This window comes from Porcipelethomonas ammoniilytica, from assembly GCF_025567485.1.
Classification (GTDB): Bacteria; Bacillota; Clostridia; order Oscillospirales; family Ruminococcaceae; genus Porcipelethomonas; species Porcipelethomonas ammoniilytica.
The window spans coordinates 36,535-52,954 of sequence record NZ_JAOQKH010000012.1 but is presented as its reverse complement, the minus strand read 5'-3'; the positions used below and the strand labels follow the sequence as shown (position 1 = coordinate 52,954).

The window sequence follows — 16,420 nt, the reverse complement described above, 5'->3', positions numbered from 1 at the left end:
CTGAAAATATGTCCAAAAAAATTTTTTTGACAAGGTAAAAAATAAAGAACCGAGATTAAAAATCCCGATTCTTTCAAATTCCCAAAATTGGCATTAAAAAATTTTTTTAAATAATACTTGACAAAATATTTCCTTTATGTTAAAATACAAAACAGAAAAAGCACCCCCACAGAATATGAACCGTTTGGCGACGGAACATGTTCCTTAATCAAACAGATACTCAAACTATCTGATTGACTTAGTGAGAATGCTATTTTAGCACACGTACATGTGTGCTTGAAATAGATCTTAAGCCTGTCAGATTCGCATGAACTCTGATGGGCTTATTGCTTTTTCAAAGAAAATTAAATAATAAATTACAGGCAATGATTTAACTGTAATTAACAAGTACATCAATCATCAATTGCCTGCGGAGATAAACTCCGTTATCAATGCAATATAAATGCAACGGCAAGTTGATGATTTTAGCACTCTTGTATGGTGAGATATGAGAGATTCGAACTCTCGACCCTACGCTTAAAAGGCGTATGCTCTGCCAACTGAGCTAATATCTCAACAACGATATTAATTATATCACATAAAACTCTACTTGTCAACACTTTTTTGAAATTTTTTTCTAAAAAATATTATTTTTATTATTTAACAATTATACTCTCCGAAAAATATACTTTTCGGAGAGGATAAAATCTTATTCATTATATAATTCTTTTTTTATTATATCAATATTAGCGTCATAATCTATTTCAAGGACCGATTGACCGTCAATATCTGATCCCCAATAAGTATCCTCCGCCGGTATTCTGATCTGCTCTATATCATAACCAACTAATAAAAGCGGTAATCTAAGAGAAAGTAAGTACATGCTTCCTTTACTCATATTAGTTGTCATAGAAGGAAGAGCTTCTCCGGCAAAAGAACTTAATTTCAGCGGATTCAGAGTCGCAGCATTTTTTAAAATACCGCTTAATACTTTTCTTTGCCGTTCTGTTCTTTCAAAATCAGCATTTCCGACTTTTCTAAGTCTTGAATAACACAGAGCCTGTTTACCATTCAATTTATAGGTTCCGCCGCCGTTAAGATAATCATTTTCATCCGGCTGTCCAAACATAGAAACGCCCTCTTTACTGTCCAGCAAAACATTTATAGCATCTGCCTCGCTGTCATTCACTTCAATTTCAACACCGCCTACTGCATCCACAATATTAGCAAACGATATAAAGTTTACCGTTACATAATCGTCAATTTCAATATAAAAATTATCTTCTATTGTATCCATCAAAAGCTCAGGCCCGCCGTAGGAATAAGCAGCATTAAGCTTGCAACCGCCATATCCAGGAACCTGAACATATGTATCCCTCATTAACGAAACCATGTTTATTTTGTTAGTTTTACTGTTAATGGAAAGAAGAATCATTGAATCTGAACGTCCCCTGTCCTCTCCTCTGGAATCAGTGCCAATCAGAAGAATATTTCTAACATTTGAAGAACTCATTAAAGAATTACCGGAACTTATTCTCTCCCCATCATCAACAATATTTACTTTATTAATAAGAGTCATAACAATAATCGAATACAAAATAAATAAAATAAGAAACAAGCCGATAATCGACATCAAGATCTTTGTAAGACATCCTCCCCGTCTTTTTGTTTTTTTAACTTTTACGGCTTTTTGACGCTGGGCATTATTAGCACGAACCTGCTGATTATTTCTGGTTGTATTATTCCGCTTTTGTACAGGTGGTTTTTGTCTGTTGGAATTCACATTACTGTTTTGATGACCTGAATTACGCCGATAATTAGAACGTGGCTGTCCACTGTGCTGCTGAGTATTCTGCCTATTTATCTGATTAGAACGCGGCCCTTGAGATCGTTGTCCCTGCGGACGCTGTCCTTGCGGATACTGTCCCTGTGAATACTGCCCCTGCGGATACTGTCCCTGTGAATACTGTCCCTGTGAATACTGCCCCTGCGGACGCTGTCCCTGTGGATATTGTCTTTGATAATTCGGATTATTGACATTTCTGTTATTTTGCTGTGCCTCCAGTGGCACTCTGAAAGCAAGTGTATCCTTTGCGTAAGAATCCTTGTCCTCTCTGTTTTTTCCGGACATTTTGCTACCTCCAATTTAACTTCAACCAATAAACGGCATTATTATAAAACCAATAATAATTACTGCCGCAAGTATAAGTACTGCTGCTCTGAAAACTATACTTTTATTATTTTTCATTTTATCGCCTCCAGAAATCATAATTATACTTTTTTTATTTTAACATATAAATCGTTAAAAATCAACAAGAATTTTACGGAATTAAAATAAAAAGCGCCGGTTAAAACCGACGCCTTGCTTTTTATTCAGTTGTAGGTTCAAGCACTGCATAATTACCGTCATCACGTTTATACACAACATTTGTACCGCCTGTTTTAGCATTACAAAACATAAAGAAAGAATGCCCCAACATATTCATCTGCAAAATGGCCTCATCTACATCCATAGGACGCATAACAAAAGATTTATGCTTTATTACTTCATAATCAACCTGTTCTTCAACAGTATCAGAATATGCTTCTTTAAAAGCAGTATCCTTAAGACGTTTTTCTATTTTAGTTTTATTTTTTCTGATCTGCCTGATAATAATATCAATAACACTGTCAAGTGCAATATTCTTATCAGCTGCCTGTCTCTCGGAACGGTAAATCATATTATTATATTTAACTGTAAGCTCCAGAATAATCTGGTTCTTATATTCTGACATAGTAATTTTTGCTTCTGCCTCATCTCCAAAAAATTTACTGAGTTTTGAATTTAATTTATTTTCCGCATATTCAGGAAAATTTTGCGGAACCTGCATTTTTTTTGCTGTAATAGTTACTTTCACGATATATTCCTCCTTAGCCAATTTACATTGGTTATTTTGTAAATTTATTATAGCATAAATTTTATACTAATGCAAGTCCTTTTTAAACAAAATGCATAATTTTTTTTATTTTCATTTGTTTTTATTATACATTACTAATACATTTCTTATTTTTATAACATAATTTTCACTTTAATTAATATCTGAATTTTCCAGTAAATCAATTACTGAATCAAGTCTATCCAATTTTTTATATAAAAGCTTTGAGGTTTCATGATCCGGCAGAGTCAAATCAGGAATCATAACAGGTCTGCACCCTGCACGGTAAGCGGACAAAATTCCGTTAGGAGAATCCTCAAGCGCCAGACACTCTGACGGATCAAGGTTCAGCAGTTCAGAAGCTTTAAGATAAATATCCGGTGCTGGCTTACCGTTTTTCACCATCGGTCCACAAACCATAATATCAAAATATCCCAGCACTGCTACAGATCTCAGATAATTTTCCGCACGAAGTTTATCAGTAGCAGTAGCAACTGCAATTTTATATTCATGCTTTTTCAGATACTCCAGAAGCTTATCAAGTCCAGGCTTTTTGTCAACGCCATTTTCTTCTATGTACTTATTCATAAGCTCTATACGGCGTTTACGTACTGCATAGTAATCAAAATTCTCACCGAAAATTCCTTGTAATTTCGGTATAGCGTATTTCGCTGCAAGACTGCGAATGCTCAGTACATGTTCCCTTTTCATATCGAAACCAAACTCATTCGCAGACTTTATCCAGAATTTCAAAAGCAGCTTTTCTGTGTCGAGCATGAGTCCGTCCATATCAAAAATGACACCTTTTATTTTCATTTTAATCATCACTTCTTTTTTTATAATAAATAACCCGAGATAATTCTCTCGGGTTATTATCTTTTATTTTAATCCTGCCATTGATTGCTCAATCTTAGCCATTTTTTCTTCTGCCTTGGCAAGCTTTGCCTTTTCAGCTTCAATCAGCTTTTCCGGAGCTTTTGCGAGAAATCCCTGATTATTCAGCTTACCACTTAAGAAATCTATATCCTTCTGTACTTTCGCCTTTTCTTTTTCAAGACGTGCAATTTCTTTTTCCTTATCAACAAGCTGGTCAAGAGGAATAAACAATCTTGCACAGTCTGTTACAGCGGTTACTGCATCTTCAATTTCATACTTGTCTGCCACTTCAATTTCAGAAGCGGAAGCCAATTTTTCAAAGAATAGCCCACAGCTGCTAAACAATTCTCCATATTGAGTTTCAATAAATATTTTTGCCTTTACTGACGGAGGAACATTCATTTCTGTTCTTCTTGCTCGTACTGCCTTAATAGCGTCAATAACCTTGGAGAAATCTTCTTCTTCCTTTGTAAATGAATATTTTTCTTCATATACAGGGAATGAAGACACCATAATTGAACCGCTTTCATTGGTAAGAACCTGCCATATTTCCTCGGTAATGTATGGCATAAACGGATGCAGAAGCTTCAGCATTCCCTGCATTACCCATACTAGTACTGCCTGAGCAGTTTCCTTAGTTTCTCCGCCCTCAGCAATTCTAGGCTTTGTAAGTTCAATATACCAGTCACAGTAAATGTCCCAGATAAAGTCATAGATTTTGGAAGCCGCAACACCTAATTCAAATTTTTCCAGATTTTCGTTAACTTCTTTTGTAAGAGTATTGAATTTGCTGACGATCCATTTATCCTCAAGAGTCAGATTTTCAGGAAGTCCCTTAATTTCAAAGTCCTCTGGGAGATTCATCATAATAAAACGTGAAGCATTCCAGAGCTTATTAGCAAAATTTCTTGCCGCTTTTACCTTATCATCGGAATAACGCATATCATTACCCGGAGAATTACCGTTTGCCAGCATAAATCTCAGAGCGTCTGCACCGTATTTGTCGATAACCTCCAACGGATCAATACCGTTGCCAAGAGATTTTGACATTTTTCTTCCCTGCTCATCTCTTACAAGACCATGTATCAGAACAGTATTAAACGGTACTTCACCCATATGCTCAATACCGCTGAACATCATTCTAACGACCCAGAAGAAAATAATATCATAACCTGTAACAAGAGTATTTGTAGGATAGAAATATTTCAGATCATCAGTTTTATCAGGCCAGCCAAGAGTTGAGAAAGGCCACAAAGCTGATGAGAACCATGTATCCAGAGTATCCGGATCCTGACGCATTTCTTTACCGCATTTCGGGCATACAGCCTTATTTTCCTTTGTAACGACCATTTCGCCGCATGCATCACAATAGAATGCGGGTATCTGATGACCCCACCAAAGCTGTCTTGAGATACACCAATCTTTGATATTTTCAAGCCAGTGGAAATAAATCTTATCAAAACGTTCCGGAACAAACTTTGTTTCACCGTTTTTAACTGCGTCAATAGCCGGTTTTGCAAGAGATTCCATTTTAACAAACCACTGCTTTGAAACTCTAGGTTCAACAGTTGTTCCGCAGCGATAGCATGTACCTACATTATGACTGTAATCTTCAATTTTTACCAATGCTCCCTCAGATTCAAGATCAGCAACAATTGCTTTCCTTGCCTCATATCTGTCCATTCCGGCATACTTAGGATAATCATCGGTAATTTTTGCGTCATCTGTCATAACATTTATAACAGGAAGGCTATGACGAAGTCCTACTTCAAAGTCGTTAGGGTCATGGGCAGGAGTTATTTTAACAACACCCGTACCAAAATCCATTTCAACATAATCATCAGCCACAATAGGAATTTCCCTGTGAACGATCGGCAGAATAACAGTCTTTCCTACTAAATCCTTGTAACGTTCGTCCTCAGGATTAACTGCAACGGCAGTATCGCCCAGAAGCGTTTCAGGACGTGTTGTAGCAAGCTCCAGATATTCGTCGCTGTCCTTGATCTTATATCTAAGATGCCAGAAATGACCTGCCTGATCCTCGTACTCAACTTCGGCGTCTGAAATTGAAGTAAGGCAGTGAGGACACCAGTTAATGATTCTTTCACCTCTATAAATAAGACCTTTTTCAAAAAGCTTTACAAAAACTTCCTTTACAGCCTTATTACAGCCTTCGTCCATAGTAAAGCGTTCTCTGGACCAGTCGCATGAAGAACCCAGCTTTTTAAGCTGTTCAACGATTCTTCCCCCATACTGTTTTTTCCATTCCCAAGCACGTTCCATAAAACCATCACGGCCAATGTCCTCTTTGGTCACGCCGTCTTTCTTCATTGCCTCTACAATTTTAGCTTCAGTAGCAATTGAAGCGTGGTCAGTACCCGGCAGCCACAGCGCAGAATATCCTGACATTCTTTTATATCTTATAAGTATATCCTGCAATGTTTCATCAAGAGCATGTCCCATATGCAGCTGACCTGTTATATTCGGCGGCGGTATAACAATAGTATACGGCTTTTTGTTTTCATCAATTTCAGCTTTGAAACAGCCGCTGTCATTCCAGTACTTATAAATTCTGTCTTCAAAATCCTTTGGATTATAGGACTTTGCCAGTTCTTTACTCATCATAACATCTCCGTTCATATTTTATAAAAATAGCCAAAGCAGAAAAAACAAAATACTGCTTCGGCTGTTGATCTCATTTAAGGCACAAATCCGCACAACATCAAAAGCCTATGAGAAACTCACGACTTTATAGACTATATATTCATTTTTATAAAAATGAATTCCCATAAATTTACACCTTTCATCATGATTCATTTATAATTATACTTTATTCCGTTCTATTTGTCAAGAATAAATCTCCATGGCTTTGACGCCCATTCCTCACCGGCATAGTCGATACCCACTCTTTTATCTGTTCTTATTTTCGGTTTCAGACCATCGTCCTCAATCCAGATCCTTTCATTATCTGTAAAGGATTCACCGTTAAAGCTTTTATCAACTACCAGTCTTTTAGTAAGTCTTGCCGGACCTTCAAAGCCCTCGCATGCTCTTATAAGAACTCCCTGAGGCTGTTCCTTTTCACCGGTAATAACATTCATAAGCCAGTGGATACCGTAACATAAATACACATAAATTATTCCGCTTTCACGGTAAAGCAGTTCTGTTCTGGGTGTTCTTCCCTTTGACGCATGACACGCCTTATCCTCAATACCCCGATAAGCTTCTGTTTCTGTTATTCTCAGGCGTACTAAATCGCCGTTTTCGAACTTTCTCACAATCACTTTCCCCACTAAATCAGGCGCTACATCAAGACAATCTCTATGGAAAAATTCGGTATTGAGTTTCATTTTTTCAGCCTTTCTTCAAGCTCCTTATCAGGAGTTACATACAGAGTTTTATTATTTGTAAATATCACCATACCCGGCTTTGCGCCAACAGGCTTCTTTACAAATTTCACAAGACAGTAATCAACCGGAACCTGTGAGGAATCCTTTGCCTTACTGTTAACCGCCGCAATTATCGCCGCCTCTTCAATAGTACTGTCCGGAGGAGTTTCGCCGTTTGTTACTATGATCGCATGTGAACCGGGTATATTGTGAGTATGCAGCCATATATCGGTTTTGGCGGCAGTTTTCAAAGTAAGCTTATCATTTTGCTTATTGTTCCTGCCCAAAAGAATAGTATAACCATCACTTGACAAATATTCAGACGGAGGATTGCTTTTAGGAGGTTTACCTTTTAGTCTTACTGCACGTATATATCCCTGCTCTGCAAGCTCCAGACGCAGCTCATTGACTTCATTTTCAGTATTCGCTCTTGTAAGGGAATCAAAAACGCTGTCAATGTATTTAAGCTCTTCTTCACCCAAAGCAATCTGTTCTGCAAGCTTTTTTTCAGCAGTCAATGACTTTCGGTATTCAGAATAATATTTCTGTGCATTCTGTGAAGGAGTAAGCCTCGAATCAAGCTTGATTTCGATCTGCGGACAAGATTCGTCATAAAAGTTTTCTAATACTGCCTTTTTATCACCTTTTTGCAATCTATATATATTAGCGGACAAAAGATCTCCTTTAAGCTTCATGTCCTCCTTTTTCTCACAGTCTTTCAGTTCATTTTTCTGATTTGCAATACGCTTAGTAATTCGTTCTGTAGTATTCATCAAAAGTCTGAAAAGATCGTTGGCACGCTGTTTCAGTCTTGCAGTCCTGTCACGCTGTGCATAAAAATAATCCAGCAGCTCACATGCTGAACTATGTTCCCTTGTAATCATAAGATTGCCGTACTGATTAAGCCTGATAAAAGAAAAATCTTTAAGCAAACCTTCTTTATTGGTTACAGAAGTGAAACAACAATTATTTCCAATCAGTGCTTTTTTTGACATCATTATTAGAAAAACAAGTCTGTCAATTTCATCACTGCTCATTTCAGTGCCATTTAGTTCTCTGCCTTTTCCGGCATAATACGCCCATTCCCTAGCAAGAACCGGAGAAATACCCTCAAACGCACTTATCAGCGCCTTTGACAGCTCCGCATTTTTCAGATTGCTGACAGTACTGCGAATAGTTTTCTCATCCGATTCTACAAATGATATTCTATCATCTCTGGGAGGAAATTCATAAGACATTCCCGGAAGAACTATCCTTTCTCTTGACATATCTCCATCCACACGCTTGATACTGTCAATAATTTTCCCTTGATTATTTATAACAATTAAATTTGAGTACTTACCCATGATTTCACATGCCAGGGTAACAGTTACAATATCTCCAAGTTCATTAATGCATTCAAAATCCAGATAAATAATTCGTTCCAGACCGTCTTGACGTATTGCTGTCAGTTTTCCGCTTCCCAGATGCTTTCTGAGAAGCATGCAGAACATAGGAGGAGTCATTGGATTATCAACGCTCATCTGTGTTATATGGATTCTTGCACTGCTTGCTGACGCAGAGATCAAAAGTTTAAATCCGCCCTGTCTTGTGCGCATAGATATAATAATTTCTTCACGGGAAGGCTGATAAATCTTGTCAATTCTTCCTCCGATCAGAACATTCAATTCCCGTTTTACTGCATATAAAAATGCACCGTCAAGCGCCATTACACATCTCCTTTTCTATAAATAAGTATTTCAAATTCTGTATTAGTCTTTAAAAATTTTAATTCAGAAAGCTTTTTGCGATCTTCTGTTCGTGTATTATAAAAATACGGCGTCATTGCAAACAAGCTTAAAATATCTTCATTGGATTCAAGTTCAATTTCTTTTTGCACATTATATCTTTTCAAGAATTTAAATCCCTCAATATACTCTGACTTAGGATTATTTTCATATGGTTTTTCGTATACAATGCTTTTCAGTTCCCACAAATGTTTTCTTCCGGGAATTATCATTATCATATATCCTACGTCATTGATAACACGAACAAATTCATCACAACAAAATGGTGCAAAAACATTCAGTAAAATATCGCATGATGAATCCGAAACGGGAATGTGAAAAATACTTCCCACAGCATACTCAATATCATGACATCTTTTAGCCGCCTTATCAACTGCATATTTGGAAATATCAATTCCGGCAGTCTTCACAGTTATTCCCTTGCCACGGAGATAATTATATATTCCCGAGGTATAATAGCCCTCGCCGCATCCCGCATCTAATATGACATCATTTTCAGATATAACCTCATTAACCGAATCACACAATTTTTCAAGCAAATGACCATAGTAACCCTTATTCAGAAAATCACTTCTGGATTTAACCATGAGCTTGTTATCACCTGGGTTTTTAGCGTTCATTCTGTCAGATGTCAGCAAATTTACATATCCGCTTTTAGCGGCGTCAAAAGAATGATTATTGATACATTTATAGCTTTTTCCATTGATCATCAAAGCGTTACCGCATACGGGACAAGCAAACAAACTTTTTTTACAACACATATTTTACCGGATCCTTATTAACTTCTGACATAACAAATTCAATATTGGAAAAATCAGCCGCAAGCATCTTACAAAGCCTTATCATACCAATATTTTCAGTATGGAAATGACCGCAATCAAACACAGAAATGCCTCTTTGCTTTGCAAGCAGCCACTGATCATGCTTAACCTCCGAGGTTATATATGCATCTGCACCTTGATTCAAAGCCGCTTCAATCAAATTGCCACCGCTGCCTGTACAGAATGCTGCTTTTTTTATAGGTTTTCCTCCATCGGTATATCTTACTACCGTACAACCAAGGACATTTTTTAACTTCTTAGCAAGCTCATCAACTTGATATTCCTGAGAAGCTACACCTATTGTACCAAAACCGTAAGATTTATTTCTTTGTCCTGTAATTTCAAGAATTCCCTCAGATTTTTCAAATCCTACAAGGTTCATAAGAATATCACTCATTCCGCCCTCTGCTACGTCATAAGGCGTATGAATACAAATTGCGGAAATTCCGCTTTTCAAAAGCTTACATGACGGTTCATTCTCAGAAAGACTGTATAACGGTTTGAAAATAACCGGATGATGAGCAATTATCAGTTCAGCGCCAATTTCAGCTGCTTCGTCAGCTACTTCATTTGTAATATCCAGCGTTACAAGTACTTTGCTTACTTTTTTATTCATACTGCCAGTAAGTAGTCCTGAATTATCCCATTTCTCCTGAGTAGAAAACGGTGCAAAAGAATCTATGTACGTATATATTTCAGAAACCAAGTTCATTTTACCCTCCATCATTATGGTCAGACGCTCCGCAATTCTTTGATATTCTTGACTGTCCTCAGTTTTTCCGGCTTTTGACAATCCCATTGCTATATTATTTATCTTAGATAATTGATTTTGACAATATTTCATTCCGGCGTCAGTTTCGATATTTATCCTACCCGCTATTTCAGTCACTTTTCCAATATTAAATTTATATCCAGAATAAAACGCACGAATAGCAGTGTATATAAAACGATCCTGAATCACTGCTTTTTCTTCAGCAATTTCAAACCCATTATTATAAAGCCATTTTCTCAGGTATCCTGCACGTGTCATAGGCTGAAGTACAAGATTCACTCCACTTTTAAGCCATTGAGTGCCAGATATGATTTCAGCAATTGTCTCGCCGCCCATACCGGCAATTACTACATCACTTACATTTTCACTTGGAATATTTTTCAATCCGTCTGATTTTAATAATCTAATTTTATCTTCAATATGATATTTTATAATAGTTTGCTGTGCAAATTTCAAAGGTCCTTCATTTATATCAGACGCTATTGCATAATCGCATATATTATTTTCAATAAGATATGCAGGAAGATATGCATGATCTGTACCCACATCACATACAATGCCATTTCCGGAAACCATATCTGCGCAAACTTTCAGTCTGTTATCAATCGTAATCATTTTAATTCACCATAGTAAACAACAGCGGACATTAAAAGTCCGCCGCTATTTTTATTTACTTGCAAAATATTCATTAAGCTTTTTAACTAGCTCGTCAGCGTCTGTACCGTGTACCTCGCACGCCTCTGCAATAGTTTCGCCTCTTGATGCCGGACAGCCTAAGCAATGCATTCCCATTTCAAGAAAAAAAGGTGCTGCGTCAAAATCCTGATCAAGAATATCACCGATAATTGTGTTTTTATTTACTTCATAAGCCATTTTATTTCCCTCCGTTTTTCATTTGCTTTAATATTATTATATAATCATTAAAACTTATACATAAAAATTAAAAATAAAAGTGCAACCATACGGCTGCACTCATTTAAGAATCTTAATTTAAGCTTCTTCTTTCATCTTTGCAAAACATTCGCTGCAATAAACCGCACGGTCTTCTCTTGGTCTGAATGGAACCTTTGCTTCACCGCCGCATGATGCGCAAGTAGCAGTAAACATTTCTCTTTCTGACCTGGAAGCATTTTTTCTTGCGTCTCTGCAAGACTTGCATCTCTGAGGTTCATTTACAAAACCTTTTTCCGCATAAAATTCCTGTTCACCAGCTGTAAATACGAATTCTTCTCCGCATTCCTTACAAACCAATGTCTTATCTTCGTACATTTTTTTTACCTCGCTTTAGTATTTTGGACCCCGGACGGACTCACACCGACACCTTTGTTAAACAACGCTCTGGAATTAAGCTACCTGGTCATCTCTTAAATAGAATTAGATACTGCTTGTTTAACAAATTTAAAGTGCGGAATTTCCAACAAATAAACGTCAAAACAATTTGCAATGCAATAAAACAATCCGGAGTTTCACATATAAAGCTAAAGTAAAAGAAATCAGCAGTAAGGTGACACAAACGATTATTTCTTAAAAACAGTTTCATTCTATAATAAATTTCAAGATTAATCAAAATTTATATTACATTAATCATAAACTATATTTATGATTTTGTCAAGTGATTTTTCAAAAAAAATAATTATCTTCTAGAAAACAGCAATACAACCATATTTTACACTTTATTTTTGTTAATTATTACAAATTATTTTTCTTCAAACTGCTTTCTTCCCTGAGAAAAAATATCTCCTCCGCTGCAATCATTTGCAACTATCAGCGGAAAATTCTCAACATAAAGCTTTTTGACAGATTCACAGCCCAAGTCCTCAAAAGCTATTACCTCACATTTTTTTATACAATGTGCCGCCAAAGCGCCTGCGCCGCCAACAGCACATAAATATACAGAACCATTTCTTACAACAGCATCTCTTACTTCTTTGCTGCGCTCACCCTTGCCGATCATTCCACCAAGTCCCAAATCAAGCAGAAGAGGAGCAAATTTATCCATTCTTCCGGACGTTGTAGGACCGCATGAACCGATAGGCTTACCCTTCGGGGCAGGAGTCGGACCGGCATAGTATATTACGGCGTTTTCCAGTTCAAAAGGAAGTTTTTGTCCGTTTTCAATTAACGCTTTAATTCGTTTATGCGCTGCGTCTCTGGAGGTATAAACAGTTCCCGTAAGCAGTATTTTATCTCCGGATTTTAATTCTGAAGCATATTTTTTCAGTTGTGAAGCATTTATTTTTCGTGGCTCTGACATTTTTAATTCTCCCATAATTTTTTAATATTTATGCAAAACAAAGCAGCCTGAAACGGCTGCAATTTTTTATTTTTCAAGCATTCTGAGAATTTCATCAAGATCGTCTTCAGTCGTATCCTTTTTATCGCCCGGATTGTCAATAAGCGGGTTATCAATCGGAATTACTTCTTCATCTTCACTTGCTGTCGCAACATCATCGCCGTATCCAGCTGCGATTACAGTAATTGTCATTTCATCATTCAAATCTTCCTTAAATGCTGTACCAAAAATAAACTCAACATCTTCAGCAGCTGTATCTGTAATCATCTTTGTAGCTGTATCAACATCAGACGCCATAATATCTTCGGACATAGTAATATTAATAAGAAGACGTCTTGCGCCGGAAATAGATGTTTCAAGCAGCGGACTGGAAATAACTGCCTTTGCAGCTTCTGCCGCTTTGTCCTTTCCTGAACCATGACCAATTGCCATATGCGCATATCCTGCGCCCTTCATAATCGTGGATACATCGGCAAAGTCAAGATTTATGTATCCATCCTCAGTAATTAAATCAGAAATACTCTTTACACCAGTTTTAAGAATATCGTCAGCCAAAGAGAAAGATTCCATCATTGTAGGCTGTTTTTCAAGTCCGTCAAGAAGCTTTTCATTAGGAATAACAATAAGAGAATCAACATATTTCTTCAGTTCCTCAATACCTCTTTCAGCCTGAAGCATTTTCTGTTCTCTTTCAAAAGCAAAAGGCTTTGTAACAACAGCAACTGTCAGAAGTCCCATTTCCTGAGCAATTTCCGCAACAACAGGAGCCGCACCAGTACCTGTACCGCCGCCCATTCCAGCAGTAATAAACACCATATCTGCGCCTTTAAGCGACTGCTGAATTTCATCTCTGTTTTCTTCTGCTGAACGTTCACCGACTTCCGGTCTATTGCCGGCGCCTCTGCCCTTTGTAAGTTTTGTACCAATCTGAATTTTTGTAGTTGCCTTAGATCTATTAAGTGCTTTCGCGTCAGTATTTACGGCAATATACTCAATATCTTTAACGCCGGCATCGACCATACAATTCAAAGCGTTTCCGCCGCCGCCTCCTACGCCAATTACCTTAATGCTAACCTGCGGATCAAAAGCGTCCTCAAAATTGAAGTCTGTCATTTACAATTCCTCCTAAATTTATTTCCATCCCTGATATTTCAGTCATAATTTCTAATATTAACAATACATATTATTATATTAACATACTTTATGGGATTTTTCAAGACCTATTTTAAATTTTTTTATTCAAAAATTCATCAATATTTCAATCTATTCGACATAATCTTCCGGTGGATAATAATCCTCGTTATTATCTGCATATCCGCCGTTTTCCTCATATTCGTAATCTTCCTGATAAATATCATTATTTTCGTCATTATATGAGTTTTCATAACCATCTTCATAATCGTCCTGTGAAGATTCTTCAGTACTTTCAGGGGTACTTTCGTCCTCTATCGGAATTTTAGTCATACTGTTTCCGGACGAAGTATTTTTGTCGCTGGCTGTATCGCTTCTGAATGAAATCTGATTACTTCCAATCATTTCCATAGTGCCCTTTTTATCATCACCCAAGTCATTAAATACTGTTTCTGCCAATTTTAATTTATAAGTGACATCGTTAGAATTCCCCAATTCAAAGTTTATCCTGTTATCATAGTTGACTTTTATATCATATTTGTCAGTCATATCAATACTTACAATTTTATTATCATTTTCCGCTATATAATTAAAAATTTCAAAGTAAATTTCTGTTTTCTGTTCATCACTGGATTCAATATATGTTCCAAGAATTTCAGATGACGGCTCAAAACCAGTTACTGTTATAAGATCACTCTGGTTGCTGTCTGCTTTTTCCAGTATTTTACCTTTTTGGGAAACAATAATATACTTATCGCCAAGCTGTATATTTGCAGCTGCAACGCATTTGGTTACATTTATTTCAAGAGTATCGGGATATTTTTTATCAATATTTACGTCTTCAATATAAATCATACTGTTAAGTATATTGTCTGCTGCTTTTTTTGAGTCCAGTCTGACCATATTGTCGCCATTACCGATTCCGGAAATTCTGATTATTTCTTCACTTGAATAATCAACATCTCCTTTTACATCTATTTTATTAATATTAAAAAACAGCGTTACAGAAAGAAGTATTCCTATTCCCAAAACCAGAATAATAACCAAAAAGCAATACAGAGGCACATTTCTCCGTCTTCTTCTGGCTCGCTTGCTGTTTTGATTTCTCTTCACATTAGTTTTAACAACGTCCCTCATTTAACATTCCTTTTCAAGCTCTTGTAATTTTTCCTCCCATAGAGGTCAATACTTTTTCTATATTTTCATATCCTCTGTCAATATGCTCTACATCAGTAATTTCCGTTATACCCTCCGCTCCAAGACCTGCAACCGCCATTGCAGCTCCTCCCCGGAGATCGGTTGCGGAAACCTTTGCACCGTAAATTTTTTTCACACCGGTAATAATTGCCGCTTTCCCAATAACCTTTATATCGGCGCCCATTTTCACAAGGGAATCAACATGACGGTAACGGTTTTCAAAAATTGTTTCCTCAAAAATACTTATGCCGTTTGCTTTACACAATGACGCCATAATAATAGCCTGTGCATCAGTCGGAAATCCAGGATGAGGCAAAGTAATTATTTTTCCCACAGATTTTAACGGCTTTTTAGCATTAACATATATACACCCGTCATATACATAGATATTGCAGCCCATCTGTTCAAATACGCACATAAAGCTGTCGCATAATGCGGGGTCAATACCGTGAATACTAATTTCACCATTAGTTGAAGCCGCAGCGGAAATATATGTAGCCGCCGCTATTCTGTCCGGCATTATATAATGAGTACAGCCAAAAAGTTCGTTTACTCCCTCGATAACAATGGTACTGTTTCCTGCACCTTTTATTTTTCCGCCGCATTTATTAAGAAATGCGGCAAGATCCATAATTTCAGGTTCTCTTGCAGCGTTCATAATAATTGTTTCGCCCTTTGCCATTACAGCCGCCAAAATTATATTTTCAGTTGTACCTACAGAAGGATATTTCAATATAATTTTTGTTCCTTTGAGTCCATGCTCAGCTGTACATTCAATAGTGCCATACTCATCATTTACCTTAGCGCCCATTTTCTTCATAGCGCTCAGGTGCATATCTATAGGACGGGGACCAAGCTCGCAGCCTCCCGGAAATGACAATCCGCATTTGCCGCACCTGCCCAGCAACGCTCCCATATAAATGATCGACGAACGCATTTCACGCATTAATTCGTCAGGAATTTCAGTTTTGTTTATTCCGTCAGGTTTTATTGTCAAGGTATTTCCTTCAAAACGGCATGTGCATCCAAGATGCGTAAGTATTCTGCACGACGCATAAGTATCTGTAAGGCAAGGACAATTTTTAAGAACCGTCTCCCCCTTGCACATAAGCGATGCCGCAATAATAGGAAGAGAACTGTTTTTAGCCCCCTGAACTTTAATTTCACCGCTGAGAGCATTGCCGCCCTCAATAATAAGTCTCTGACTTTTCATTTGCATCACCACCTGAAAGTATTTACTCTATAGTATGCTTTCAGGTG

The 16,420-nt window shown here is 37.1% G+C and carries 14 protein-coding genes and 1 tRNA gene; all 15 read right to left on the bottom strand.

Features of this window, described 5'->3' with window-relative positions:
- Positions 1-478: 478 nt before the first annotated feature.
- The 15 genes from OCV67_RS09740 to murA all read right to left on the bottom strand — a co-directional run bounded on the left by OCV67_RS09740 (position 479) and on the right by murA (position 16,373).
- A tRNA-Lys gene (locus OCV67_RS09740) sits at positions 479-554 on the bottom strand.
- A 134-nt stretch (positions 555-688) separates the two neighbouring features.
- Complete coding sequence (locus OCV67_RS09735) at positions 689-2,110, bottom strand: LCP family protein (RefSeq protein WP_147643791.1); 1,422 nt, start codon at positions 2,108-2,110, stop codon at positions 689-691.
- A gap of 238 nt (positions 2,111-2,348) precedes the next feature.
- On the bottom strand, positions 2,349-2,876 hold the full coding sequence (hpf, locus tag OCV67_RS09730) for a ribosome hibernation-promoting factor, HPF/YfiA family (protein WP_147643790.1): 528 nt from the start codon (positions 2,874-2,876) through the stop codon (positions 2,349-2,351).
- 171 nt (positions 2,877-3,047) lie between these two features.
- Positions 3,048-3,710: an HAD family hydrolase gene (locus OCV67_RS09725; RefSeq protein ID WP_147643789.1), complete on the bottom strand. Its 663-nt coding sequence runs from the start codon at positions 3,708-3,710 to the stop codon at positions 3,048-3,050.
- 63 nt (positions 3,711-3,773) lie between these two features.
- Positions 3,774-6,392 (bottom strand): valine--tRNA ligase, encoded by a 2,619-nt coding sequence (locus OCV67_RS09720; protein WP_147643797.1) that lies wholly within the window; start codon positions 6,390-6,392, stop codon positions 3,774-3,776.
- Between the two features lie 218 nt (positions 6,393-6,610).
- Positions 6,611-7,120, bottom strand: a complete 510-nt coding sequence (locus tag OCV67_RS09715) for a DNA-3-methyladenine glycosylase (RefSeq protein ID WP_147643788.1) — start codon at positions 7,118-7,120, stop codon at positions 6,611-6,613.
- The gene (locus tag OCV67_RS09710; RefSeq protein ID WP_147643787.1) at positions 7,117-8,868 is read right to left on the bottom strand and encodes an Rqc2 family fibronectin-binding protein; all 1,752 of its coding nucleotides are present in this window, start codon (positions 8,866-8,868) and stop codon (positions 7,117-7,119) included. Before OCV67_RS09710 ends, OCV67_RS09715 begins: the two co-directional genes overlap by 4 nt.
- Positions 8,868-9,707 carry a putative RNA methyltransferase gene (locus OCV67_RS09705; protein WP_147643786.1) on the bottom strand — a complete coding sequence of 280 codons (840 nt, stop codon included), beginning with the start codon at positions 9,705-9,707 and terminating at the stop codon, positions 8,868-8,870. The genes OCV67_RS09710 and OCV67_RS09705 overlap by 1 nt, the downstream gene beginning before the upstream one ends.
- A complete protein-coding gene (locus OCV67_RS09700; protein WP_147643785.1) occupies positions 9,697-11,154 on the bottom strand; it encodes a Nif3-like dinuclear metal center hexameric protein in 1,458 nt (485 codons plus the stop codon). Before OCV67_RS09700 ends, OCV67_RS09705 begins: the two co-directional genes overlap by 11 nt.
- A gap of 51 nt (positions 11,155-11,205) precedes the next feature.
- Positions 11,206-11,412: a DUF1858 domain-containing protein gene (locus tag OCV67_RS09695; protein ID WP_147643784.1), complete on the bottom strand. Its 207-nt coding sequence runs from the start codon at positions 11,410-11,412 to the stop codon at positions 11,206-11,208.
- 117 nt (positions 11,413-11,529) lie between these two features.
- Positions 11,530-11,808: a zinc-ribbon domain containing protein gene (locus OCV67_RS09690; RefSeq protein ID WP_147643783.1), complete on the bottom strand. Its 279-nt coding sequence runs from the start codon at positions 11,806-11,808 to the stop codon at positions 11,530-11,532.
- Positions 11,809-12,235: 427 nt separating this feature from the next.
- On the bottom strand, positions 12,236-12,793 hold the full coding sequence (locus tag OCV67_RS09685) for a FumA C-terminus/TtdB family hydratase beta subunit (RefSeq protein WP_147643782.1): 558 nt from the start codon (positions 12,791-12,793) through the stop codon (positions 12,236-12,238).
- A 66-nt stretch (positions 12,794-12,859) separates the two neighbouring features.
- Entirely contained in the window at positions 12,860-13,945 is a 1,086-nt protein-coding gene (gene ftsZ / locus OCV67_RS09680; protein WP_147643781.1) for a cell division protein FtsZ, read from the bottom strand.
- 150 nt (positions 13,946-14,095) lie between these two features.
- Positions 14,096-15,100 (bottom strand): cell division protein FtsQ/DivIB, encoded by a 1,005-nt coding sequence (locus tag OCV67_RS09675; RefSeq protein ID WP_147643780.1) that lies wholly within the window; start codon positions 15,098-15,100, stop codon positions 14,096-14,098.
- A 13-nt stretch (positions 15,101-15,113) separates the two neighbouring features.
- Positions 15,114-16,373 (bottom strand): UDP-N-acetylglucosamine 1-carboxyvinyltransferase, encoded by a 1,260-nt coding sequence (gene murA / locus OCV67_RS09670; protein WP_147643779.1) that lies wholly within the window; start codon positions 16,371-16,373, stop codon positions 15,114-15,116.
- Between the last annotated feature and the right edge of the window lie 47 nt (positions 16,374-16,420).

Excerpts from the sequence above, each read along its gene's own strand:
- OCV67_RS09715 (WP_147643788.1), bottom strand. The coding sequence starts at position 7,120 with ATGAAACTCAATACCGAATTTTTCCATAGAGATTGTCTTGATGTAGCG.
- OCV67_RS09695 (WP_147643784.1), bottom strand. The coding sequence starts at position 11,412 with ATGGCTTATGAAGTAAATAAAAACACAATTATCGGTGATATTCTTGAT.
- OCV67_RS09690 (WP_147643783.1), bottom strand. The coding sequence starts at position 11,808 with ATGTACGAAGATAAGACATTGGTTTGTAAGGAATGCGGAGAAGAATTC.
- OCV67_RS09735 (WP_147643791.1), bottom strand. The coding sequence starts at position 2,110 with ATGTCCGGAAAAAACAGAGAGGACAAGGATTCTTACGCAAAGGATACA.
- OCV67_RS09705 (WP_147643786.1), bottom strand. The coding sequence starts at position 9,707 with ATGTGTTGTAAAAAAAGTTTGTTTGCTTGTCCCGTATGCGGTAACGCT.
- OCV67_RS09700 (WP_147643785.1), bottom strand. The coding sequence starts at position 11,154 with ATGATTACGATTGATAACAGACTGAAAGTTTGCGCAGATATGGTTTCC.
- ftsZ (WP_147643781.1), bottom strand. The coding sequence starts at position 13,945 with ATGACAGACTTCAATTTTGAGGACGCTTTTGATCCGCAGGTTAGCATT.
- OCV67_RS09685 (WP_147643782.1), bottom strand. The coding sequence starts at position 12,793 with ATGTCAGAGCCACGAAAAATAAATGCTTCACAACTGAAAAAATATGCT.
- OCV67_RS09710 (WP_147643787.1), bottom strand. The coding sequence starts at position 8,868 with ATGGCGCTTGACGGTGCATTTTTATATGCAGTAAAACGGGAATTGAAT.
- OCV67_RS09720 (WP_147643797.1), bottom strand. The coding sequence starts at position 6,392 with ATGAGTAAAGAACTGGCAAAGTCCTATAATCCAAAGGATTTTGAAGAC.
- OCV67_RS09675 (WP_147643780.1), bottom strand. The coding sequence starts at position 15,100 with ATGAGGGACGTTGTTAAAACTAATGTGAAGAGAAATCAAAACAGCAAG.
- murA (WP_147643779.1), bottom strand. The coding sequence starts at position 16,373 with ATGAAAAGTCAGAGACTTATTATTGAGGGCGGCAATGCTCTCAGCGGT.
- OCV67_RS09725 (WP_147643789.1), bottom strand. The coding sequence starts at position 3,710 with ATGAAAATAAAAGGTGTCATTTTTGATATGGACGGACTCATGCTCGAC.